The organism is Georgenia sp. M64 (assembly GCF_038049925.1).
Classification (GTDB): domain Bacteria; phylum Actinomycetota; class Actinomycetes; order Actinomycetales; family Actinomycetaceae; genus Georgenia.
On record NZ_CP145809.1, the window covers coordinates 4,143,356 to 4,163,986 of the forward strand.

The 20,631-nt window shown below is 72.6% G+C and carries 18 protein-coding genes; 5 read left to right on the forward strand and 13 right to left on the reverse strand.

Annotation, left to right across the window (positions count from 1 at the left end; all coding sequences use genetic code 11):
* Positions 1-200: 200 nt before the first annotated feature.
* The 3 genes from AAEM63_RS18535 to dnaB all read right to left on the reverse strand — a co-directional run bounded on the left by AAEM63_RS18535 (position 201) and on the right by dnaB (position 3,515).
* Positions 201-1,013: an inositol monophosphatase family protein gene (locus tag AAEM63_RS18535; RefSeq protein WP_341359675.1), complete on the reverse strand. Its 813-nt coding sequence runs from the start codon at positions 1,011-1,013 to the stop codon at positions 201-203.
* A 186-nt stretch (positions 1,014-1,199) separates the two neighbouring features.
* Complete coding sequence (locus AAEM63_RS18540) at positions 1,200-2,087, reverse strand: aldo/keto reductase (protein ID WP_341359676.1); 888 nt, start codon at positions 2,085-2,087, stop codon at positions 1,200-1,202.
* Between the two features lie 60 nt (positions 2,088-2,147).
* Entirely contained in the window at positions 2,148-3,515 is a 1,368-nt protein-coding gene (gene dnaB / locus AAEM63_RS18545) for a replicative DNA helicase (protein ID WP_341359677.1), read from the reverse strand.
* A gap of 388 nt (positions 3,516-3,903) precedes the next feature.
* Here dnaB and AAEM63_RS18550 point away from each other — a divergent pair, with 388 nt between their 5' ends.
* Together AAEM63_RS18550 and AAEM63_RS18555 are read left to right on the forward strand one after the other, a co-directional pair.
* Complete coding sequence (locus AAEM63_RS18550) at positions 3,904-5,214, forward strand: MATE family efflux transporter (RefSeq protein ID WP_341361410.1); 1,311 nt, start codon at positions 3,904-3,906, stop codon at positions 5,212-5,214.
* A gap of 105 nt (positions 5,215-5,319) precedes the next feature.
* Positions 5,320-5,799: a VOC family protein gene (locus AAEM63_RS18555; RefSeq protein WP_341359678.1), complete on the forward strand. Its 480-nt coding sequence runs from the start codon at positions 5,320-5,322 to the stop codon at positions 5,797-5,799.
* 142 nt (positions 5,800-5,941) lie between these two features.
* Here the strand turns inward: AAEM63_RS18555 and AAEM63_RS18560 are convergent, their stop codons facing one another.
* The 6 genes from AAEM63_RS18560 to AAEM63_RS18585 form a co-directional block, all read right to left on the reverse strand.
* A complete protein-coding gene (locus tag AAEM63_RS18560; protein WP_341359679.1) occupies positions 5,942-6,292 on the reverse strand; it encodes a VOC family protein in 351 nt (116 codons plus the stop codon).
* Positions 6,293-6,432: 140 nt separating this feature from the next.
* Complete coding sequence (rplI, locus tag AAEM63_RS18565) at positions 6,433-6,882, reverse strand: 50S ribosomal protein L9 (protein ID WP_341359680.1); 450 nt, start codon at positions 6,880-6,882, stop codon at positions 6,433-6,435.
* A gap of 11 nt (positions 6,883-6,893) precedes the next feature.
* Positions 6,894-7,130, reverse strand: a complete 237-nt coding sequence (rpsR, locus tag AAEM63_RS18570; protein WP_123915777.1) for a 30S ribosomal protein S18 — start codon at positions 7,128-7,130, stop codon at positions 6,894-6,896.
* Positions 7,131-7,186: 56 nt separating this feature from the next.
* Positions 7,187-7,750: a single-stranded DNA-binding protein gene (locus AAEM63_RS18575; protein WP_341359681.1), complete on the reverse strand. Its 564-nt coding sequence runs from the start codon at positions 7,748-7,750 to the stop codon at positions 7,187-7,189.
* Positions 7,751-7,799: 49 nt separating this feature from the next.
* Positions 7,800-8,090, reverse strand: coding sequence for a 30S ribosomal protein S6 (gene rpsF / locus AAEM63_RS18580; protein ID WP_341359682.1), 291 nt, complete (start codon positions 8,088-8,090; stop codon positions 7,800-7,802).
* A gap of 207 nt (positions 8,091-8,297) precedes the next feature.
* Complete coding sequence (locus AAEM63_RS18585) at positions 8,298-10,757, reverse strand: transglycosylase domain-containing protein (protein ID WP_341359683.1); 2,460 nt, start codon at positions 10,755-10,757, stop codon at positions 8,298-8,300.
* A gap of 325 nt (positions 10,758-11,082) precedes the next feature.
* Here AAEM63_RS18585 and AAEM63_RS18590 point away from each other — a divergent pair, with 325 nt between their 5' ends.
* Both AAEM63_RS18590 and AAEM63_RS18595 read left to right on the forward strand, forming a co-directional pair.
* On the forward strand, positions 11,083-11,727 hold the full coding sequence (locus tag AAEM63_RS18590) for a PadR family transcriptional regulator (protein WP_341359684.1): 645 nt from the start codon (positions 11,083-11,085) through the stop codon (positions 11,725-11,727).
* The gene (locus AAEM63_RS18595; RefSeq protein ID WP_341359685.1) at positions 11,724-12,803 is read left to right on the forward strand and encodes an inositol-3-phosphate synthase; all 1,080 of its coding nucleotides are present in this window, start codon (positions 11,724-11,726) and stop codon (positions 12,801-12,803) included. The genes AAEM63_RS18590 and AAEM63_RS18595 overlap by 4 nt, the downstream gene beginning before the upstream one ends.
* 151 nt (positions 12,804-12,954) lie before the next feature.
* Here AAEM63_RS18595 and AAEM63_RS18600 read toward each other — a convergent pair whose 3' ends face one another.
* Positions 12,955-13,884 (reverse strand): type IV toxin-antitoxin system AbiEi family antitoxin domain-containing protein, encoded by a 930-nt coding sequence (locus tag AAEM63_RS18600; protein ID WP_341359686.1) that lies wholly within the window; start codon positions 13,882-13,884, stop codon positions 12,955-12,957.
* Positions 13,885-14,268: 384 nt separating this feature from the next.
* Positions 14,269-17,085 (reverse strand): cation-translocating P-type ATPase, encoded by a 2,817-nt coding sequence (locus tag AAEM63_RS18605; protein WP_341359687.1) that lies wholly within the window; start codon positions 17,083-17,085, stop codon positions 14,269-14,271.
* A 156-nt stretch (positions 17,086-17,241) separates the two neighbouring features.
* On the opposite strand from AAEM63_RS18605, the gene AAEM63_RS18610 reads away from it, so the two are divergent.
* Positions 17,242-18,546, forward strand: a complete 1,305-nt coding sequence (locus AAEM63_RS18610) for an MFS transporter (RefSeq protein ID WP_341359688.1) — start codon at positions 17,242-17,244, stop codon at positions 18,544-18,546.
* Here the strand turns inward: AAEM63_RS18610 and AAEM63_RS18615 are convergent.
* Both AAEM63_RS18615 and AAEM63_RS18620 read right to left on the reverse strand, forming a co-directional pair.
* Complete coding sequence (locus AAEM63_RS18615; protein WP_341359689.1) at positions 18,530-19,078, reverse strand: pyrimidine dimer DNA glycosylase/endonuclease V; 549 nt, start codon at positions 19,076-19,078, stop codon at positions 18,530-18,532. The genes AAEM63_RS18610 and AAEM63_RS18615 overlap by 17 nt on opposite strands.
* On the reverse strand, positions 19,075-20,535 hold the full coding sequence (locus tag AAEM63_RS18620) for a CCA tRNA nucleotidyltransferase (RefSeq protein ID WP_341359690.1): 1,461 nt from the start codon (positions 20,533-20,535) through the stop codon (positions 19,075-19,077). Before AAEM63_RS18620 ends, AAEM63_RS18615 begins: the two co-directional genes overlap by 4 nt.
* Between the last annotated feature and the right edge of the window lie 96 nt (positions 20,536-20,631).

Consider the following 20,631-nt stretch of genomic DNA (forward strand, 5'->3'; position numbering starts at 1 on the left):
GGTCCCCCTGCTGATCACCGGTCGTCCTGCCACTGCAGGACGATTGCTGTATCGGCAAAATTACCGTCCGGGATAGCGGTCTCCGGCCGTCCAGCCCCTGCACTTCCTGCCATGGCAGGAATGTGCCAGCCAGGTGCGGCACGGCCTTGCGCCCGGAGTATCGGCGTCGGGGGACCGGTGCGACGGGAGCGCGACGAAGGTCAGGCGCCCGCGGCGCGCAGGGCGGCGGCCAGCTCCTCGACCAGGCCGTGCCCGCCGGCGATGGTCATCGCGGGCGAGGCCGGCCCACCGGTGAGCCCCTGCACCGCACCGCCCGCCTCGCTGACCACGAGCGAGCCGGCCGCCATGTCCCACGGGTTGAGGCCGATCTCGTAGTAGGCGTCGAGCCGGCCGTCCGCCACGAGGCACAGGTCGATCGCGGCCGAGCCGAGCCGGCGGATGTCGCGCACCTGGGGGAGGATCTGCGCCACGAGCGCCCCCTCGAGGGTCCGCTCCTCGACCGTGTAGCCGAAGCCGGTGCCGACCAGCGCCCGCGCCAACGGCGGGGCGGGACGTGGGCCGAGCGGCTCGCCGTCGCGCCACGCCCCGAGGCCCCGCGCCGCGGTCCAGGTGGTGCCCAGCGCGACGGCGTGGACGCACCCGGCCTCGGCCGTCCACGTCAGCGGGTCGGCGCTGCCGGAGACCACGGCGACGGAGATCGAGTAGGACGGGATGCCGTAGAGGAAGTTCACCGTCCCGTCGATGGGGTCGACCACCCAGGTCAGCCCGGACGTGCCCGCGACCGACCCCTCCTCCTCGCCCAGGACGCCGTCGTCGGGCCGGAGCTCGGCCAGGCGCGCGCGCAGGAGAGCCTCGACCTCCTCGTCCACGGCGGTGACGACGTCGACGGCGGAGGACTTCGTGCGGGCGACGCCGCCGTGGTCGGCGGTCCGGGCCCGGGCGTGCTCCCCCGCGGTGCGGGCGAGGTCCTCGCACAGGGCGAGGAGCTCGGCGGGGTCGGGGGTGGTGCTCACGTCGGTCTCCCGGTGGTCGGCGGGGAAGGTCGGCACAAGCCTGTCACGGCCTGGCCCTCGGTCGGGGCAGGGCCAGCTCACCAGCACGTGCGCGAGAGGCGCCCGAGTACGGCGTCGGGCGGTGCCGGAGGCGCGGTGTCGTGGCGGGTGGCGCGGCGCCGTGCCGCGTGGCGACGATCTCTGGGCCTAGCCCACCTGACCCGCGGCGCTGCAGCGGGCCAGCTCATCCTCGGTCAGGACGAGGTCGGCCGCGGCGGCGGAGTCGACGATGGACGCGGCCCGTCGGGCGCCCGGGATCGGGATGACCCGGTCGCTCAGCGCGAGCTCCCACGCCAGCACCACCTGCTGCGGGCTGACCCCGTGGTCGGCGGCGATGTCGGCGAAGACGGAGAACTCGGTCCCTACCGAACGGCCCCCGCCACCGGTGCCACCCAGGGGGCTCCACGGCAGGAAGGCGATCCCCTGCTCGGCGCAGTACCGCAGCTCCCCCTCGGACTTGCGGTATCGGGGGGAGAACTCGTTCTGCACGCTCACGAGACCACCCGGGCCCAGGACGTCCTGCGCGATGCGGATCTCCTCGACGTTCGCGTTGGAGATCCCGACGCAGCGCACCTTTCCCTCCTGCACGAGCGCTGCGAAGTTGCCGACCACCTCGGCGTAGTCCATCGACCGGTCGGGCCGGTGCCACTGGTAGAGGTCGATCACGTCCCGCCCGAGACGACGCAGCGAGCCCTCGACCGCGCTACGCAGGTAGGACATCGACCCGTCCCGCCCCCACGTGTCCCCGGGCCCGCGCGTGATGCCGCCCTTGGTGGCGACGACGAGTCCGTCCGGCAGCGTGCCGTAGGCGTGCAGCGCCGCGGCGACGAGCTCCTCGTTGTGGCCGAACGTGTCCCAGCTCGGTGCGTAGATGTCGGCGGTGTCGAGAAGGGTGACGCCGGCGTCGAGGGCGGCGTGGATGGTGGCGACCGACTCCTCCCGGCTGGGGTACTCGTGGTCGTTGTTCATGGACATCGGCATGCAGCCGAGGCCGATGGCGGAGACGTCGAACGGGCCGAGGGTGCGGGTCTTCATAGGGCGACGGTAGGGCACCCCGGCGACGTCCGCGTCCCGGGCCGCAGCTGCCTCCCGGAGCTACCGCGCCATGTCGACGAACCGCGAGTAGTGGCCCTGGAAGGCCACCACCACGGTGTCGGTCGGTCCGTTGCGGTGCTTGGCCACGATGATGTCCGCCTCGCCCGCGCGCGGGGACTCCTTCTCGTACGCGTCCTCGCGGTGCAGAAGCATGACGACGTCGGCGTCCTGCTCGAGCGAACCACTCTCTCGTAGGTCGCTCATCATCGGCTTCTTGTCCGTGCGCTGCTCCGGACCACGGTTGAGCTGGGCGACCGCGATGACCGGCACCTCGATCTCCTTGGCCAGGAGCTTCAGCGCCCGGGAGAACTCGGAGACCTCCTGCTGGCGCGACTCCACCCGCTTGCCCGAGCTCATGAGCTGGAGGTAGTCGACGACGACGAGGCGGAGGTCGTGGCGCTGCTTGAGGCGCCGGCACTTCGCGCGGATCTCCATGAGCGACATGTTCGGGCTGTCGTCGATGAACAGCGGGGCCTCGGAGACCCGGCTCATGGCCGTCGCCATCCGGGTCCAGTCCTCCTCACGCATGGTCCCCTTGCGCATGTTCTGCAGCGGCACCTGCGCCTCGGCGGACAGCAGTCGCATCGTCAGCTCGGTCCGGCCCATCTCGAGGGAGAACACCACGGAGGTGAGGCCGTGCTTTATGGACGCCGATCGGCAGATATCCAATGCCATCGTCGATTTTCCAATAGCTGGTCTCGCCGCGATAATGATCATCTGACCGCCGTGTAAACCGTTGGTCAAGGCATCCAGGTCGGCGAAGCCCGTCGGCACGCCGACCATGCCCTCCCCGCGGTTGGCGGCGTGCTCGATCTCCTCCATCGTGAGGTTGATCGTGTCCCGCAGCGGGACGTAGTCCTCGCTCGTCCGGCGCTCGGTGACGGCGTAGACCTCGGCCTGCGCCGAGTTGACGAGGTCGTCGACGTCGCCGCCCTCGGTGGCGTACCCGAGCTGGACGATGCGGGTCCCCGCCTCGACGAGCCGGCGCAGCACGGCCTGCTCACGAACGATGCGGGCGTAGTACCCGGCGTTGGCAGCGGTGGGCACGGAGGAGATGAGCGTGTGCAGGTAGGGCGCACCGCCGACCCGGGCCATCTCGCCACGCTTGGTCAGCTCGGCGGCGACGGTGACGGCGTCGGCCGGCTCGCCGCGGCCGTACAGGTCGATGATCGCCTCGTAGACCATCTCGTGCGCGGGGCGGTAGAAGTCGTTGCCCCGCAGCTCCTCGACGACGTCGGCGATGGCGTCCTTGGACAGCAGCATGCCGCCGAGGACGCTCTGCTCCGCCGCGACGTCCTGGGGCGGGGTGCGGTCGAAGGACTCCCGCTCCTGGTAGGCGCGCGCCCCGACCTGCTCGTCAACCGACACGTGCGTCCTCCCACCCCGGGGCCCGTCCCCGGGTCCCGTCCTACAGCCGGCCACCCACACCGGGCCGGCCGCGACCACCACGTGGTGGCGCCCGCGCGACGTTAGGGCCTCAGCGTGGCGGGACCAAACGCCCCCTGTGCAGGGCGGCGACCTATTCTGTGGACGGCGTGTGGACGAGGCCGCCCTGGTTGTGCACAGTCGGTGGACAACAGTGTGGGTAACCGCTTGCATCTCGCCGGTTCTGACGCGGCACGGCCCTCCACAGCCGTGCACACACTGTGGACAGAAAGAGGTCGGTGGATCCGTGGACGACACGCCCGGGGACGGCGCCGACCCTCGACCCACCCCTGAGTCGCCCGGACACCCCGGCCGGGGGGGCGACGCCTCGATCGACCGGCAGATCCTCGCCCTGGCGGTGCCCGCGCTGGGCGCGCTGGTGGCGGAGCCGCTGTTCGTCCTCGTCGACTCGGCGATGGTCGGGCGGCTCGGCACCGCCGAGCTCGCCGGCCTGTCGCTCAGCTCGACCCTGCTCACCACCGTCGTCGGCGTGTTCGTCTTCCTCGCCTACGCCACGACCGCGGCCACCGCCCGACGCATCGGCGCCGGCGACCGGGCCGGCGCCGTCGCCGCCGGGGTCGACGGGATGTGGCTGGCGCTCCTGCTCGGTGCCCTCTCGGCCGGGACCGCGCTCGTCGCCGCACCGTGGGTGGTCACGTCACTCGGCGCGCCCGAGACGGTCGTCCCGCACGCCGTCGCCTACCTGCGCGCGTCCGCGGCGGGTCTGCCGGGCATGCTCGTGGTCCTGGCGGCGACCGGCACCCTGCGGGGGCTGCTGGACACGCGCACGCCGTTCGTCGTCGCCGTGGCCGGGGCGCTGGCCAACATCGGGCTGAACTTCGTCCTCATCTACGGCGCGGGGCTCGGGGTCGCCGGGTCGGGCCTCGGCACGGCGATCGCCCAGACGTCGATGGGACTGGCGCTGGCCTGGACGGTCCTGCGAGGAGCCCGCAGCCTCGGGGTGAGCCTCCGCCCGCACGGCGCCGGGATCTGGGCGTCGGCCGCTCAGGGACTGCCGCTCATGGTCCGCACGCTCACCCTGCGCGCGGCGATCCTCGTGACGGTCGCCGTCGCGACGTCCCTGGGGACGGTGGTGCTCGCCGCGCACCAGGTCGTCACCGCCATGTGGAGCCTTGCGGCGTTCGGGCTCGACGCCCTGGCCATCGCCGGGCAGGCCCTCGTCGGCCGCGGCCTGGGAGCCGGCGACCTCGCGACCGTGCGCGCCGTCATGCGCCGCTCCCTGCAGTGGGGCGTGGCGGCCGGGGCCGGCCTGGGAGTGCTCTTCGCCGCCGGCGGCTGGTTCCTCGCGCCGCTGTTCACCGCGGACGACGACGTCCGGCTCGCCGCCGCCGTCGGTCTGGCGGTGGCCGGGGCCTGCCTGCCGGTGGCGGGGTGGGTTTTCGTCCTCGACGGCGTGCTCATCGGGGCCGGTGACGGTCGCTACCTGGCCTGGGCGGGCCTCGTCACGCTGGTGGTCTACGTCCCGCTCGCCGTGGCGGTGGGGGCCTGGGCGCCGGGAGGAGCGGCCGGCACCGCCTGGCTCTGGACGGCGTTCGGCGGGGCCTTCATGCTCGCCCGGGCCGTGACCACCGGGCTGCGGGCCCGCGGGGAGGCTTGGATGGTGCTGGGGGCGACACGCTGAGTCCCCGGGGGTCGCGGGAGGGTCGGCCGGGTGCTCTTGCCGCCGCGGCACCGAGCGCGCGACCATGACGCCGGTCCGCACGTCCCGACCGACGGAGGAGGAGCCGTGCGTCCGATCGTGCCCAACCTGTGGTTCGACACCGAGGCCGAGGAGGCCGCGAACTTCTACGTCGGGGTGTTCGGCGGCGAGGTCACCGCCGTCTCTCGCTACGGCCCGGACTCGCCCCGCGAGGAGGGGCTGGCCCTCACGGTCGACTTCGCCCTCGGGGACCAGCGCTTCACCGCCATCAACGGAGGGCCGCAGTTCCCCTTCACCGAGGCCGTCTCCTTCCTCGTGCCCTGCGCGGACCAGGAGGAGGTGGACCGGTACTGGGCGGCCCTGGTCGACCGCGGTGAGCCCGGCCCGTGCGGGTGGCTCAAGGACCGCTACGGCCTGTCCTGGCAGGTCGTGCCGGACGCGCTGGGCGAGATGATGAGCGACCCCGACCCGGAGAGGGTCGCCCGGGTGACCCAGGCGATGCTCGCCACCCAGGGCAAGTTCGACGTCGCCGCGCTCAGGACGGCCTTCGACGGCGTGGCGGGCTGAGGCCGGGCCGGTCGGCACCGGGGCCAACCCCGCACGCGCGGCCGCGCCCATCCCGCTCGCGCAGCCACGACCCTCCCGCTCGCGCACCGTCTACTCACCCGGCGTGCGCCGCGTCGACCTACCCGGTGTGCGCCGCGTGGACCTACCCGGTGTGCGCCTGGACCACGCAGAACTCGTTGCCCTGGACGTCGGCGAGCACCGTCCAACGGGCCCCGTCCTCGTCGAGATCGCCGAGCCGGGCGGCGCCGAGGCCGAGCAGGCGGGTCACCTCGGCCTCACGGTCGTCCGCCTCGAGGTCGAGGTGCACGCGGTTCTTCGCCGACTTCGGCTCGGGCACGGCGATGAACAGGTAGCGACCGCCCGGACCGGTCGCCTGGGCGAAGTCGGCCGAGGCGCCGTCGGCGATCGACAGCCCGAGGGCAGCCGCCCAGAACCGGGCGAGCTCCGCCGCATCCTCGGCGTCGAAGGTCACGGACTGCACGGTCAGGCTCATGTCGCCACACACTAGGCGCTGGGCAGGGGAGTGACGAGGCCAGGACCCTGCCGTCGGGCCGGTGGATGCGCCACGGCCCGGCCCCCAGGGGGACCGGGCCGTGGCGTGGCTCGAGCGGGTCGGTGAGACCCGCCGTCGTCCTAGGCGGGGACGACCGTGACGTCGACGGTCGCCTGGAGGTCCTCGTGCAGCCGCACGGTGACCTTGTGCTCGCCGAGGGACTTGATCGGGGTCGGGACCTCGATGCGCCGGCGGTCGAGCTGGGGGCCACCGGCAGCCTTGACGGCCTCCGCGATGTCGGTGGTGGTCACGGCGCCGAAGAGGCGGCCGCTCTCACCCGCGCGCACCGCGATGGTGACGGGGTTGGCCTGGAGACGGTCGCGGACGTCGCGAGCCTCCTCGATCGAGTGGATCGCGCGGGCCTTGCGGGCCGCCGTGATCTGGTCGACCTGCTTCTGGCCACCCTTGGTCCAGCGCGTGGCCAGGCCACGCGGGACGAGGTAGTTACGGGCGTACCCGTCCTTGACCTCGACCACGTCGCCGGCGGTGCCGAGACCGGTGACCTCGTGGGTCAGGATCAGCTTTGCCATGTCTGCCTCCCTCAGCGAGCCGAGCTCGAGTAAGGCAGCAGAGCCATCTCGCGGGCGTTCTTGACGGCCTTGGCGATGAGTCGCTGCTCCTGGACGGACACGCCGGTGACCCGACGGGCGCGGATCTTGCCGCGGTCCGAGATGAACTTCCGCAGCAGGGCGGTGTCCTTGTAGTCGATGTTGTCGATCTTCCCCGCCTTGAGCGGGTTGGCCTTCTTCTTCGGCTTGCGAAGAACGGGCTTCGCCATGGTGATGCTCCTCGATGATCCGTCCGGGCGTTGTGGCGCCCGGGCAAGCGTGTGTCTTAGAAGGGGGGCTCGTCGTTGAACGCGCTCGAGCCACCCGTGGCCCAGGGGTCGTCGGCCTGGCCGCCGCCGGGCGCGGAGTACCCGCCACCCTGGCCGCCGGTGGGGGCGTTGCTGAACCCGCCACCCTGGCCGCCGCCCTGGTTCCCGCTGTAGCCACCCTGGCCACCGCCGCCACCGCCGAAGCCGCCGCCGCCGCGCTGGGAGCGCGTGACCTTGGCCGTGGCGTAGCGCAGCGAAGGACCGACCTCGTCGACCTGCATCTCGACCACGGTGCGCTTCTCGCCCTCGCGGGTCTCGAAGGACCGCTGCACGAGCCGGCCCTGCACGATGACCCGGGTGCCCTTGGTCAGCGACTCGGCGACGTTCTCCGCGGCCTCGCGCCAGACCGAGCAGCGCATGAACAGGGTCTCCCCGTCCTTCCACTCGTTGCTCTGGCGGTCGAAGGTGCGCGGCGTGGACGCCACGGTGAAGCTGGCCACGGCCGCCCCGGAGGGGGTGAATCGCAGCTCGGGGTCCGCCGTCAGGTTCCCGACGACGGTGATGACGGTCTCGCCTGCCATGTCCTTGCCTCCTGCTGGTGGGTGAGGGTGGTGCTCAGCGAGCGGTGGCTCAGTGAGCGTCCGGGCGGATGAGCTTGGTCCGCAGGATCGCCTCGTTGAGGCCGAGCTGGCGGTCGAGCTCCTTGGCGAGCTCCGGCGTCGTCGTCATGTCGACGACGGCGTAGATGCCCTCGGAACGCTTCTTGATCTCGTAGGCGAGACGACGCTTGCCCCAGATGTCGACGTTCTCGACGGTGCCGCCGCCGGTCTTGACGACCGTGAGCAGCTTGTCGAGCGACGGGGCGACCGTACGCTCGTCGACCTCCGGGTCGAGGATGATCATCAGTTCGTACTGACGCATGCTTGATACCCACCTCCTCTGGACTTGAGCGGTCACGGTCCTTCCGTGACAGGAGGGTGATGCGTTCTCAGGTCCGTCCGCGTCCGCAGGTCGCGGGTGCGTACGGGACCAGCGGACAACATTACCGTAACGGCGTCGTCCGCCAGGACGTGGGGTTACCCACAGGTGCGGGCGCGGGACCGGGCATGCCGGCCCCGCGCCGGGTGCTCACGAGCCCTGGCCCGCGAACCACTCCTCGAGGCGGGCGGCGGCCGTGTCGACGGGGTCCTGCGTCGGCTGCTGGCCGGGTGCGTCGCCGGAGCCACCCGGGAGGGTGGCGGTGGGCGTGGGTTCCGGCTCACCGTTCGGTGTCGGGTCCTGGCTGTCCGGGGTCCCGTCGCCGTCGGAGTCCATCTGGTCCGGGTCCTCGCTGTCCGGGGTCCCGTCGCCGTCGGAGTCCATCTGGTCCGGGTCCTGGCTGTCCGGGGTCCCGTCGCCGTCGGAGTCCATCTGGTCCGGGTCCTGGCTGTCCGGGATGCCGTCGCCGTCGGAGTCCATCTGGTCCGGGTCCTGGCTGTCCGGGATGCCGTCGCCGTCGGAGTCCATCTGGTCCGGGTCCTCGCTGTCCGGGATGCCGTCGCCATCGGAGTCCGGCTCCTCGGTCGTCGCCTCCTCGGTGGGCTCCACCGTCGTCGGGGCGGGCGCCGGGGCCGGCTCGGGGCGGACGGGCTCGGAGCGCTCGGGGAACTCCAGGATCTCCATGCCCTCGGTCGCGACCATCATGTAGTCGCGCCAGATCTGGGTGGGGAAGGAGCCGCCGGAGATGGGCTCGACGCCGCCGAACCCGGTGAGGATCTCCTCGGTGCCGTCCTCGCCGGGCTGGAACATGGCGACCGTGGTGGACAGCTGCGGGACGAACCCGGAGAACCACGCCGAGCGGTAGTCGTTCGACGAGCCCGTCTTGCCTGCGGCGGGTCGGCCGATCTCGCTGGCGGTGACCCCGGTGCCGGAGCTGACCACCTGCTGCATGGCGTAGGTGGCGTCGGCCATCACCTGGGGGTCGAAGACCCGCTCGCCCTCGGTGTTGCCGGCGAAGACGGTGTTGCCGTCCCCGTCGCGGACCTCGGCCACGATGTGGGCCTCGTGCCGCTCGCCCTGGGCGGCGAAGGTGGCGTACGCCGTCGCGGTGTCGATCGGGTTGGGCGAGGCGGGACCGAGCACGTTGGACGGCGTCGCGACGAGGCCCGGGGTGTCCTCCGGAAGACCGGCGCGGGTGGCGACGTCGACGGTCTTCTCGGGGCCGACCTCGACGTTGAGCTGCGCGTACACGGTGTTGACCGAGTTCTCGGTGGCCTCGACGAGGTCGATCCAGCCGCGGTTCACCTGGTCGAAGTTCGAGACCTCGAAGTCGTAGCCGGGGATCGCCATCGGGGAGAAGCTCTGGTACTCCTCCTCGAGCGGGATGCCCGACTCCAGCGCCGCGACGAGGGTGAACGGCTTGAAGGTCGACCCGCCCTGCGCGACGGCCTGCGTGGCGTTGTTCAGCGGACGCTCGACGAAGTCCGGGCCGCCGTAGAGCGCCACGATGCCGCCGGTGGCCGGGTCGATGGAGATCAGGGCGACCTGGTTGTTGGCCGGGCGGTCGTCGGGCAGGTTGTCCACGGCCTGGACGGCGGCGTCCTGGTTGCGCTGGTCGATCGTGGTGACGATGCTCAGCCCGCGGGTCTCGATCTCCTCCTCGGACATGCCGGCCTTGTTCACGAGCTCGCCGCGGACCATGTCGAGCAGGTACCCGTTCGTTCCGCCGAAGAGGTTCTCGGTGCTGGGCGCCACCGCCTCGGGGTACTGCGCCGCGTCGCGGTCCTCCTGGCTGATCCAGCCGTCCTCGACCATGAGGCTCATGACCCGCTCCCAGCGCTCCTGGGCACGGTCCGGGCTCACGGCCGGGTCCCAGGCGCTCGGCGCCGGGATGATGCCCGCGAGCAGCGCGGACTCGGCCACGCTGAGCTCTGCGGCCGGCTTGTCGAAGTAGGCGTTCGCGGCCTTCTCGACGCCGTAGGCGCCGCGGCCGAAGTAGATCGTGTTGAGGTAGTTCTCGAGGATCTCGTCCTTGGTCTGGGACTGGTCGATCTTCAGCGCGAGGATGGTCTCCTTGAACTTGCCCAGGTAGCTCGTGGTCGTGCCGGTGTAGTACCGCTCGACGTACTGCTGGGTGAGCGTGGAGCCACCCTGGGTGGGCAGCCCGCGCACGTTGTTCCACAGGGCACGGGCGATGCCGCGCGGGTCCACGCCGTTGTTCTCGTAGAACCCGCGGTCCTCGGAGGCGATCACCGCCCCGGAGACGTGCTCGGGCAGGGTGTCCAGCGGCACGCTCGCGCGCTCGACCTCGGCGAAGGAGCCCATCGGGGTCTCGCCGTCCGCGTAGTAGACGGTGGTGGACTGCGCCAGGGCGAAGTCGTCCGGCTCGGGCACCTCCGTCTGTGCGTACGCGGCGGCGAAGAGGCCGATCAGCACCGCGGCGGCGGTCAGGGCGACGCCGAGCACCACGCGCCAGCTCGGCAACCAGCGGGCCACCGGTCCCTTCCCGGTGCGCGGGTAGTCGAGGAAGCGCTTCTTCGCCGGGGCCGTCCGGCCGCGCCGGGCTCCCGACGCGGTCGCGCGTCGGCCGTTGCTGGAGGTGCGTGCCACGTAGGCGCCTGCCTTTCGACGTCCCGCACGATCGTCGTGTCCTGGGGCGCCAGAGCGCGGTCGCGCGTCACCCTGCGGCTTGCGGGATGACCGCGCGGGGACGCCGCGCCGAGGCGCAGATCGAACCCCAGTATGCGTCAGACGCAAGCGCCACGCCCTGATCGGGCGCCAAGTGCGGTGCGGTTCACACGCGTGGGGTGCGGGTGGGGTGTGCCTCTCGAGGGTGGTTCCGGCGGGCCGTCGTCGCTCTCAGATATATCGGTGCGATATGTTAAGGCGCTATCAGCCGCGGCGGCTCCCGCCGTCCCACCGTCCTGGAGGTCCGTTGAGCACCCGCGCGCAGGTCCTCGAGCTGGCGATCCTCGGCCGGCTGAGCGAGTCGCCCACGCACGGGTACGAGATCCGCAAGCACCTCAACGCCACGCTGGGCGCGTTCCAGACGCTGTCGTACGGCTCGCTGTACCCGGCCCTGAAGTCGCTGACCACCAAGGGCTACATCGCGGCGTCGGCGAGCGAGCCGGGCTCGTCGGCAGGCCGGCGCGGGAAGATCGTCTACGAGCTCACCGGCGCCGGCCGCGCCCACCTCGAGGACGCCCTGGCCTCCGCCGGCCCCGCCGCCTGGGACGACGAGGCCTTCGACGTCCGCTTCACGCTCTTCGCGGAGACCGACGCGACCACGCGCCTGCGGATCCTCGAGGGGCGGCGCGCCCGCATGGTCGAGCGGATGGACATGCTGCGCCAGTCGTTCGGGCGGACCTCGCGCCGCATGGACGACTACACCCGCGAGCTCGCCCGGCACGGCCTGGAGCAGGTAGAGCGGGAGGTCGAGTGGCTCGAGAAGGTCATCGACACCGAGCGCGGTACCCGCGGACCGCTCGACCTCAGGCCGGCGGCCGCCGCCGCCCACGACCACGCGGACGCCGCAGGCGATCCCGTCCACGCAGATACAACGAACAAGGAGCAAGCATGAGTGCTATTCGCGTCGCGATCGTCGGCGTCGGGAACTGCGCGTCCTCGCTGGTGCAAGGCGTGCACTACTACGCCGGCGCCGACCCCGAGAGCACCGTCCCCGGCCTGATGCACGTCCAGTTCGGTGACTACCACGTCCGGGACATCGAGTTCGTCGCCGCCTTCGACGTCGACGGCAAGAAGGTCGGCACGGACCTCGCCGAGGCCATCAACGCCAGCGAGAACAACACCATCAAGATCGCCGACGTGCCGCCCACCGGCATCAACGTCCAGCGCGGTCACACGCTCGACGGTCTGGGCAAGTACTACCGGGAGACCATCGAGGAGTCCGGCGCCGAGGCGGTCGACGTCGTCGCCGCCCTCAAGGAGGCCCGGGCCGACGTCGTCGTCTGCTACCTGCCCGTGGGCTCGGAGGACGCGGCGAAGTTCTACGCCCAGTGCGCCATCGACGCCGGCTGCGGCTTCGTCAACGCCCTGCCCGTGTTCATCGCCGGCACCAAGGAGTGGGCCGACAAGTTCACCGCGGCCGGCCTGCCCATCGTGGGCGACGACATCAAGTCGCAGGTGGGCGCCACGATCACCCACCGGGTGCTCGCCAAGCTCTTCGAGGACCGCGGCGTCATCCTCGACCGGACGTACCAGCTCAACGTCGGCGGCAACATGGACTTCAAGAACATGCTCGAGCGCGACCGGCTCGAGTCCAAGAAGATCTCCAAGACGCAGGCCGTGACGTCGAACCTCCACCACGACCTCGGTGCCAAGAACGTCCACATCGGCCCCTCGGACTACGTCCAGTGGCTCGACGACCGCAAGTGGGCCTACGTGCGCCTCGAGGGCCGCGCCTTCGGCGAGGCCCCGATCAACCTCGAGTACAAGCTCGAGGTCTGGGACTCCCCGAACTCGGCCGGCATCATCATCGACGCCGTCCGTGCGGCGAAGATCGCGATGGATCGCGGCATCGGTGGGCCCCTGCTCTCCGCGGCGTCGTACTTCATGAAGTCCCCGCCCGAGCAGCGCCCGGACGACCTCGCCCGCGAGTCGGTCGAGGCGTTCATCTCCGGCGACCTCGAGCGCTGACCCGGCCGGTGGCGGCTCGCTCCGGCCAACGCCTGAGGGGCAAGGACGAGCGGTGAGGATCTGTCCGCACATAGCGGTCAGATCCTCACCGTTGTCGTGGGCGGGTCGCTCCGTCGAGCGGTCGGGGTGGCTGTGCCTGGAGGTGGTGGCGTCAGAGCCGGCACGCCGGACCGCACGGCTGAGGCCGGCCCCGCCAGCCGCCCCGCGCCAGAGCCTGGGCCACCTGGCCCGCCGTCGCACACGGCGCACCAACGACGTGCGCCCACCGGTAGCGCAGGGTCATCTCACCGCTTGCGATGACGACGGCGTTGTCCCGCCACGCGTCGGACGCGGTGCGGCCGCCCGGGTGCCCGAGCTGTCCGTCGAGCTCGACCCGCACGCCGAGGCCGACGTAGACGACATCCGCACGGATGCGCAGGGTGCCGAGCCGTTGGCGCACCTGCAGCGCACTCACCGGCAGGCCGTGCGACCGCTCGACGTCGCACCGGTAGCGGCGCTCGAGTGGCGACTCCACACCCTCCTCCACCTCTCGCAGCAGGTCCTCGAGCAGTTGCCGCCGGGGGAGGCGCGGTCGAGCTGCGGCGGCTCGCGCCACGTCGGACATCGACGCCAGGACCCGTGCCGCGGCTGCCAGCAAGGAGAGCGCCGCGTCCACGTCCCGCTCCCTCTTCCACAGATCGATCACGACCTCGGGTGCGTGGATGGCGCGCAGCGCCCCTTGGCTCGGTGGCATCACCCGTCGCAGGTGGATCTGCAGACCGCGTTGTCCCGTCACCCGCCGGTCCCAGGGGACGCTGATCTCGACCAGCCGGGGCTCCGACCTGCTCATCCCCCAGTGGTAGGCCGCGGCGGAGTGGCTGAGCGCGGCACCCCGACCGCAGTAGAGCAGCGCGGCACGCGCTCTGGTCCGCCACGTCAGCGGGCCGCCGTGAACCACGGCGACACCGGGGAACGCCCGCTGCCACCTGCCCTGGCGCACGCGATCGGCGAGGAGCCCTGGCCGGACGCCGTGCTCGACAAGCTGGGCCCTGGTGATCACGCCGTCCTGGGTCGCAGCGAGCCGGCCGATGCCCTTGTTCATGCCTGCACCCTGCCGACCAGCGGTCAGGGAGCCCACCCTGTGGCCGCGGGCTGTGGAAAACCAGTGAGTTCGCCGGTGCCGCAGCGGCCCCGGCCGGCCTGCGCGCACTGTGAGGTCGACCAGCATGCGCGAACAGACTGAACGCTTCCACCCCTCTCCCTGAGGTGAGGAAGCGTCCGTGCATAACGGTCGAATCCTCGCCACAGCGGCCGCTTAAATCGCAACGACAGGCACCCATTCGAGGTCGGCCGAGCCCGCGTCGCGACCGGCCCTAAAGTCCACTCCGACCTTCCGGTGAGACAACGACCGCGCATATCGGTCGGATCCTCACCACAGCGGTCAGGATCGCCCGCACGGGCACGCACGCGTCGTGGAGGAGGCGCGTCAGCTCCCACGCACCCGCGCCCGCCACAGCCACTTGCGCACCTCGTCGAACCACAGCACCGCGGACGCCGCCGCCACGCACACCGCCCAGTGCCAGCCGTCGAGCGCGGCGGTGCCGAAGGCGCTCTGCAGCGCAGGCACGTGCACGACGAGCAGCTGCAGCACCACCGCCAGGCCCACCGACGCCCACAGCCACGCGTTGGTGAACAGCCCGTGGAACGCCGAGGTCGTCTCCGAGCGCGAGTTGAACGCGTTGAACAGCTGAGCGAGCACGAGGGTGGTGAAGCCCGCCGTGCGCGCCACCTCGAGCGAGTCGGCGCCCACCACCAGCCCGCCGGGCAGGACGGCACTCTCGACGAGACCGCCGGGGAGGAACACGTCGATGGTGAGCAGCGTCGCGAGCGCCATGACCAGGCCGATCGTCAGCACCCCGGTCCACATGCGGCGGTCGATGATGCGCTCGCCGAGCCGTCGGGGCGGGCGGGCCATGACGTCGTCGATCTCGGGGTCGACCCCCATCGCGAGCGCGGGCCCGGAGTCCGTGACGAGGTTGATCCACAGGATCTGGGTGGCCAGGAGCGGCACGACGACGGCGTCGTCGCCCGCGCCGACCAGCCCGATGACACCGGCAAGCACCACACCGAGGAAGACGGTGAAGACCTCACCCATGTTGGACGAGAGCAGGTAGCGCAGGAACTTGCGGATGTTGTCGAAGATGACCCGGCCCAGGCGGACGGCGACGACGATCGTGGCGAAGTTGTCGTCGCCGAGGATCATCTTCGAGGCCTCCTTGGTGACCTCGGTGCCGGTCATGCCCATCGCGATGCCGATGTCGGCGGACTTCAGGGCAGGGGCGTCGTTGACGCCGTCGCCGGTCATCGCCACGACCTGACCGTCGGCCTGGAGCGCGTCGACGATGCGGAGCTTGTGCTCGGGCGCCACCCGGGCGTAGACGGAGCGCTCGCGCACGGTCGAGATGAGCTCCTTCGCCGACATCTCCTCGAGCTGGGCGCCGGTGACCGCCCGTTCCCCCGCAGCGGCGATGCCCAGGTCCGCTGCGATGCGGGCCGCGGTGGAGGGGTGGTCGCCGGTGATCATCATGACCCGCACCCCGGCCCGATGGGCCTCCTCGACGGCGGCGGCCGCCTCGGGCCGGGGCGGGTCGATGATCCCGACCACGCCGAGGTAGACGAGGTCCCGCTCGACCCTCTCGTCGAGGTCGTCGGCGTGCGCGCCGGCGTCGACGCGGCGGTAGGCGACCCCGAGCGTGCGGAACGCCTCGGCGGAGAGCTCCTCGACGTCGGCGAGGGCTCGCGCGCGCCGCGCGTCGTCGAGGACCGCGACGTCCTCGCCGACCTGCAGCCGGGTGCACCGGCCGAGGAGGACGTCCGGGGCGCCCTTGGTGACGACCGCCCAGGGTCCCGGGCCGGCGGGGTCCACCAGCGCCGTCATGAGCTTGCGCTCGGAGGTGAAGGGCACCTCACCGCGCCGCTCGGCGCCGCCGACCCGGTCGGTCGTCCCCTCGAGCTTGCGGGCCGCCACGAGGAAGGCGGCCTCCGTCGGGTCGCCCTGGATCTCCCACATCCCGTCGCGCTCGCGGAGCTGGGCGTTGTTGGCGAGCGTGCCGCCGCCGAGCACCATGACCGCCTCGCGCAGGACCAGCGGGTCGGCGTCGTCGCGCCCCACCTGGCGCACGGTCCCGTCGGGCCGGTAGCCGACGCCGGTCAGCTCCAGCTCGCCCGAGGCGGTCCGCACCCGCTGCACGGTCATCTCGTTCTTCGTGAGCGTGCCGGTCTTGTCGGAGGCGATGACCGAGGCCGAGCCGAGGGTCTCCACGGAGTGGAGCCGCTTGACGACGGCGTTGCGCCCGGCCATCCGCTGCACCCCGATGGCCAGGACCACCGAGAGGATCGCCGGCAGCCCCTCGGGCACCGCGGCGACGGCGAGGGAGACCCCGAGCAGCAGCACCGTGACGAACCCGGTGAGCGTGGTGACCTCGTTGACGAGCGCGGTGACGACCATGACCACCACCGCGATGGCGACGACGGTGCCCCCGAGGAGGCGGGAGACGGCGGCGATCTCGCGCTGCAGCGGGGTGGGGTCCTCCTCGGTGGTCTCGAGCATCTCGGCGATCGCGCCCATCTCGGTCGCCATGCCGGTCGCGACGACCACGGCCCGTCCGACGCCCTGGGCGACGGCGGTGCCGCGGTAGACCATGTCGAGCCGGTCACCCAACGATGCGGGGGCGGACAGGGTCGCCGGGTCCTTGAGGACCGCCTCGCTCTCCCCCGTCAGGGAGGCCTCGGCCACCCTCAGCCCTGTCGCGGTGACGAGCCGGGCGTCGGCCCCCACGGCGTCGCCCTCGCTGAGGACGAGCACGTCGCCGCGGACGAGCTCGGCGGAGGGGATGGTGCGCAGCTCGCCGTCGCGCAGCACCGTGGCGCCGGCCGCGGTCATCGCCGCCAGCGCGGCGACGGCGTCCTCGGCCCGGCTCTCCTGCACGAGCCCGAGGACGGCGTTGAGGACGACGACGGCGAGGATGACGACCGCGTCGACCGGGAGGCCGTCGGCGCCCTCGGCGAACCACGCCCCCACCGAGATCACCACCGCGACCAGGAGGAGGTAGACGAGCGGGTCCTGGAACTGGCGCATCACCCGGCGCCACAGCGGGACGGGCGGGGTGGGGCGCAGCTCGTTGCGGCCGTCACGCTCGAGCCGGTGGGCCGCCTCGCCGCCGGTGAGCCCGCGAGCCGGGTCGACGCCGAGCTCCGCCGCGACGTCGGCCGCGTCGCGCAGCGAGCAGTCGGTGGTGTCCACCCCGACAGTCTCGTCCGGAACCGCTCCCGTGACGAGGGACGGAAGGGCCGTCGGATACGCTGCTGCGGTGCCGCTCGCCCCTGCCTCCGCCCGCGACGGCGAGGCTCTCGCGGCCGAGGTGTCCCCGGGGGCGGCGCGTTCCCGCCCGGTCCTCCCGTGAGGGTCCTGGCCGACCTGCGCTCCCTCGCGGTCCACGCCGGCTTCCGCAAGCTCTTCGCCGTCCGACTGGTCTCCCAGGCCGGGGACGGGATGTTCCAGATCGGCCTGGCCACCCTGTTCTTCTTCAGCCCCCAGAACATGGCGACCGCATCGGGCGTCGCCGCGGCGTTCGCGGTGCTGCTCCTGCCGTTCACGGTGGTCGGACCGTTCGCGGGGCCGCTGCTGGACCGGTGGCGGCGGCGTCAGGTCCTGCTCCTGGGCAACGCCCTCCGCGTGGTGCTGACCCTGGTCCTCGCCACCCTCATGGCCACCGTGGGGGTGGGACCGCCCGTCTACGTCCTCGCGCTGGTCACGCTCGGCGTCAACCGGTTCCTGCTCTCCGCACTCTCTGCGGGGCTGCCCCGCGTGGTCCCGCGCGAGCAGCTCCTCCTGGCCAACACCCTGACCCCCACCCTCGGCGCGGTCTCGGCGGTGGCGGGCGCCGTCGTGGGGTTCGTCATCGGCTGGCTGGTCCCGGCCGGTCCGGTCAAGGACGGCGTCGTCCTCGCCGTGGCGGCGGCGGTCCTGGCCGTGGCCGCCGCCCTGGCGCTGCGCCTGGGCCGGGACGAGCTGGGCCCGGAGCAGCGCCCCGGCCCCGCCGGGCTGTGGCGCGACGTGCGCACGACGGCGGCGGACATGGTGCTCGGCGCCCGGTACCTGCTCGCCCGCCGGACCCCCGGGCTGGCCCTGGGCGTCATGGCAGCGCACCGGTTCCTGTACGGGCTGAACTTCATCGCGCTGCTGCTCATGTCGCGCAACCTCTTCGCCGACCCCGCCGACACCAGCGCGGGACTGGCGGTGTTCGCCACGCTCACCGGCCTGTCCTTCCTCGGCAACGGCCTGGCCATCGTCCTGACCCCCCTCGCGCACGAGCGGGTGCGGCCCTCGGTGTGGGTGACGGTGTGCCTGGGGGTCGCGGCGGTGAGCCAGGCGCTGCTCGTCACCTCCGCCGCGCTGGGCGTCGTCGTCGCGGCAGCGGTGCTCATGGGGCTGGGGGTGCAGGGCGCCAAGATCGCGGTGGACACGATCGTCCAGCGCGACACCGACGACGCCTTCCGTGGTCGGGCCTTCGCCCTCTACGACGTGCTGTACAACGCCGCGTTCGTCGGGGCCGCGGCGCTGGCGGCCGTCGCCCTGCCGGACACGGGCTGGTCGCCGGGGGTCTTCGCGGTGCTCACCGGGGTCTACGTCGTCGTCGCGCTGGGCTACCGCGCGGGCACGCTCCGGGTGGGCGACGAGCCGGTGGCTACCGCGCGTCCGTGACCACCTCCCAGGCCGCGACGGGCCCGGGGACGACGACGAAGAGCCGGTGGGCGGCGGGGGCGGTGACACCGGTGAGCCGTTCGCGGCGGTCGGGGTCGCGCACGGCGAGCTTGGCCATGAGGTGGCGCCACTCGTGGGCCAGCTGCCCCTCGGTGACCGGGATGCGGGGGACGACGGGCGACCCGGCGGTGGGCCCGACTGGCGACCCGGCGGACGGCCCGGCGGACGGCCCGGCGGACGGCCCGGCGGACGGCCCGGCCGTGGGGGCGACCGGCGGACCGGCTGCCGGGCGCAGGATCTTGGTGACGTCGTAGCGGTAGCCGCGGCGGGTGGCCTCCTCGGCCACTCCTGCCAGGTACTCCCCGACCGCGGCGAGCGGGTCGGGCTGCTCCCGGAACCTTGTGAGCTGAGGGTGGTGACGGTACCCCTTCGTGCGCCCCGCGAGGACGGCCTGGGCCAGGAGCGCCTCGCGCCAGCCCGCGGTCAGGCCCTGGCGGTCGAGGTAGGCCGGTTCCAGGGACCAGATCCTCATGCGGGCCGGGCCGCCCACCACGCGAGCAGGGCCTCGCGGGCGGCCTCCTCACCGAGCGGGCCGCGCTCCATCCGCAGGTCGAGGAGGAACCGGTAGGCCTCGCCGACCACGGGCCCGGCCGGGACCTGGAGGATCTCCATGATGGCGCTGCCGTCGAGGTCGGGCCGGATCGAGCGCAGCTCCTCCTCCTCGCGCAGCCGGGCGATGCGCTCCTCGAGGTCGTCGTACGCCGCCGAGAGCCGCATGGCCTTGCGCTGGTTACGGGTGGTGGAGTCGGCGCGGGTGAGCCGGTGGAGCCGCTCGAGGAGGGGGCCGGCGTCGGTGACGTAACGACGCACGGCCGAGTCGGTCCACGCCCCCTCGCCGTAGCCGTGGAAGCGCAGGTGCAGCTCGACGAGGCGGCTGACGTCCTTGACGGTCTGCTTGTCGAAGCGGAGCTCCTTGAGCCGCTTGCTCGTCAGCTTCGCGCCGACGAGCTCGTGGTGGTGGAAGCTGACGCCGCCGCCCGGCTCGAACCGGCGGGTGGCGGGCTTGCCGACGTCGTGCATGAGTGCGGCCAGCCGCAGGACCAGGTCGGGCCCGGGCACGGGGCCGTCGGGGCCGGTCTCGAGGTCGATCGCCTGCTCGAGGACGGTGAGGGTGTGCTCGTAGACGTCCTTGTGGCGGCGGTGCTCGTCGACCGTGTGCTGCAGGGCGGCGAGCTCGGGCAGGACGACCTCGGCGACGCCGGTGTAGACCATGAGCTCCAGGCCGCGCCGGGGCCGGCGCGAGAGCAGGAGCCGCTCGAGCTCGGCCCGGACCCGCTCGGCGGAGACGATCGCCAGGCGCGGCGCCATCGCGGACATCGCCCGCATGACGTCCTCGGCGACGTCGAAGCCGAGCTGCGCGCTGAAGCGGGCCGCCCGCATGATGCGCAGGGGGTCGTCGTCGAAGGAGCGCTCGGCGCCGGCGGGGGTGCGCAGGAGCCGGTCGGCCAGGTCGCCGAGGCCGTCGTGGGGGTCGACGAAGGTCAGCTCGGGCAGCCGCACGGCCATGGCGTTGACGGTGAGGTCCCGGCGGGAGAGGTCGCCCTCGAGCGTGTCCCCGTACTCGACGACCGGCTTGCGTGAGCCGACCTCGTACGCCTCGGTGCGGTAGGTGGTGACCTCGACGACGACGTCGCCCTTGCGTGCGCCGATCGTGCCGAACTCCTTGCCGATGTCCCAGCAGGCGTCGCCCCACCCGCGCAGGAGCCGCTCGGTCTGCTCCGGACGGGCGGAGGTGGCGAAGTCGAGGTCGTGGGAGACCGCGCCGAGGAAGGCGTCGCGGACCGGACCGCCGACGAGGGCGAGCTCGTGGCCCGCGTCGGCGAAGACCCTGCCCACCTCCATGACGGCGGCGGGCAGGCCGGCGAGCGCGGCCAGTGCGGCACGCTGGAGCTCGAGGCGGCGGTCGGTCGCGGGCTGGGGGCTGGGCACCGACCAAGGGTGCCACGCCACCGCCGCGGACCTCCCGCCGGGGCGGCGTGCGGCCGGTCACCCCCGGTCGCGCGGTGGAGCCAGCCGGACGCGCCC

Excerpts from the sequence above, each read along its gene's own strand:
- AAEM63_RS18540 (WP_341359676.1), bottom strand. The coding sequence starts at position 2,087 with ATGAAGACCCGCACCCTCGGCCCGTTCGACGTCTCCGCCATCGGCCTC.
- AAEM63_RS18560 (WP_341359679.1), bottom strand. The coding sequence starts at position 6,292 with ATGAGCCTGACCGTGCAGTCCGTGACCTTCGACGCCGAGGATGCGGCG.
- rplI (WP_341359680.1), bottom strand. The coding sequence starts at position 6,882 with ATGGCAAAGCTGATCCTGACCCACGAGGTCACCGGTCTCGGCACCGCC.
- rpsR (WP_123915777.1), bottom strand. The coding sequence starts at position 7,130 with ATGGCGAAGCCCGTTCTTCGCAAGCCGAAGAAGAAGGCCAACCCGCTC.
- AAEM63_RS18575 (WP_341359681.1), bottom strand. The coding sequence starts at position 7,750 with ATGGCAGGCGAGACCGTCATCACCGTCGTCGGGAACCTGACGGCGGAC.
- rpsF (WP_341359682.1), bottom strand. The coding sequence starts at position 8,090 with ATGCGTCAGTACGAACTGATGATCATCCTCGACCCGGAGGTCGACGAG.
- AAEM63_RS18595 (WP_341359685.1), top strand. The coding sequence starts at position 11,724 with ATGAGTGCTATTCGCGTCGCGATCGTCGGCGTCGGGAACTGCGCGTCC.
- AAEM63_RS18600 (WP_341359686.1), bottom strand. The coding sequence starts at position 13,884 with ATGAACAAGGGCATCGGCCGGCTCGCTGCGACCCAGGACGGCGTGATC.
- AAEM63_RS18615 (WP_341359689.1), bottom strand. The coding sequence starts at position 19,078 with ATGAGGATCTGGTCCCTGGAACCGGCCTACCTCGACCGCCAGGGCCTG.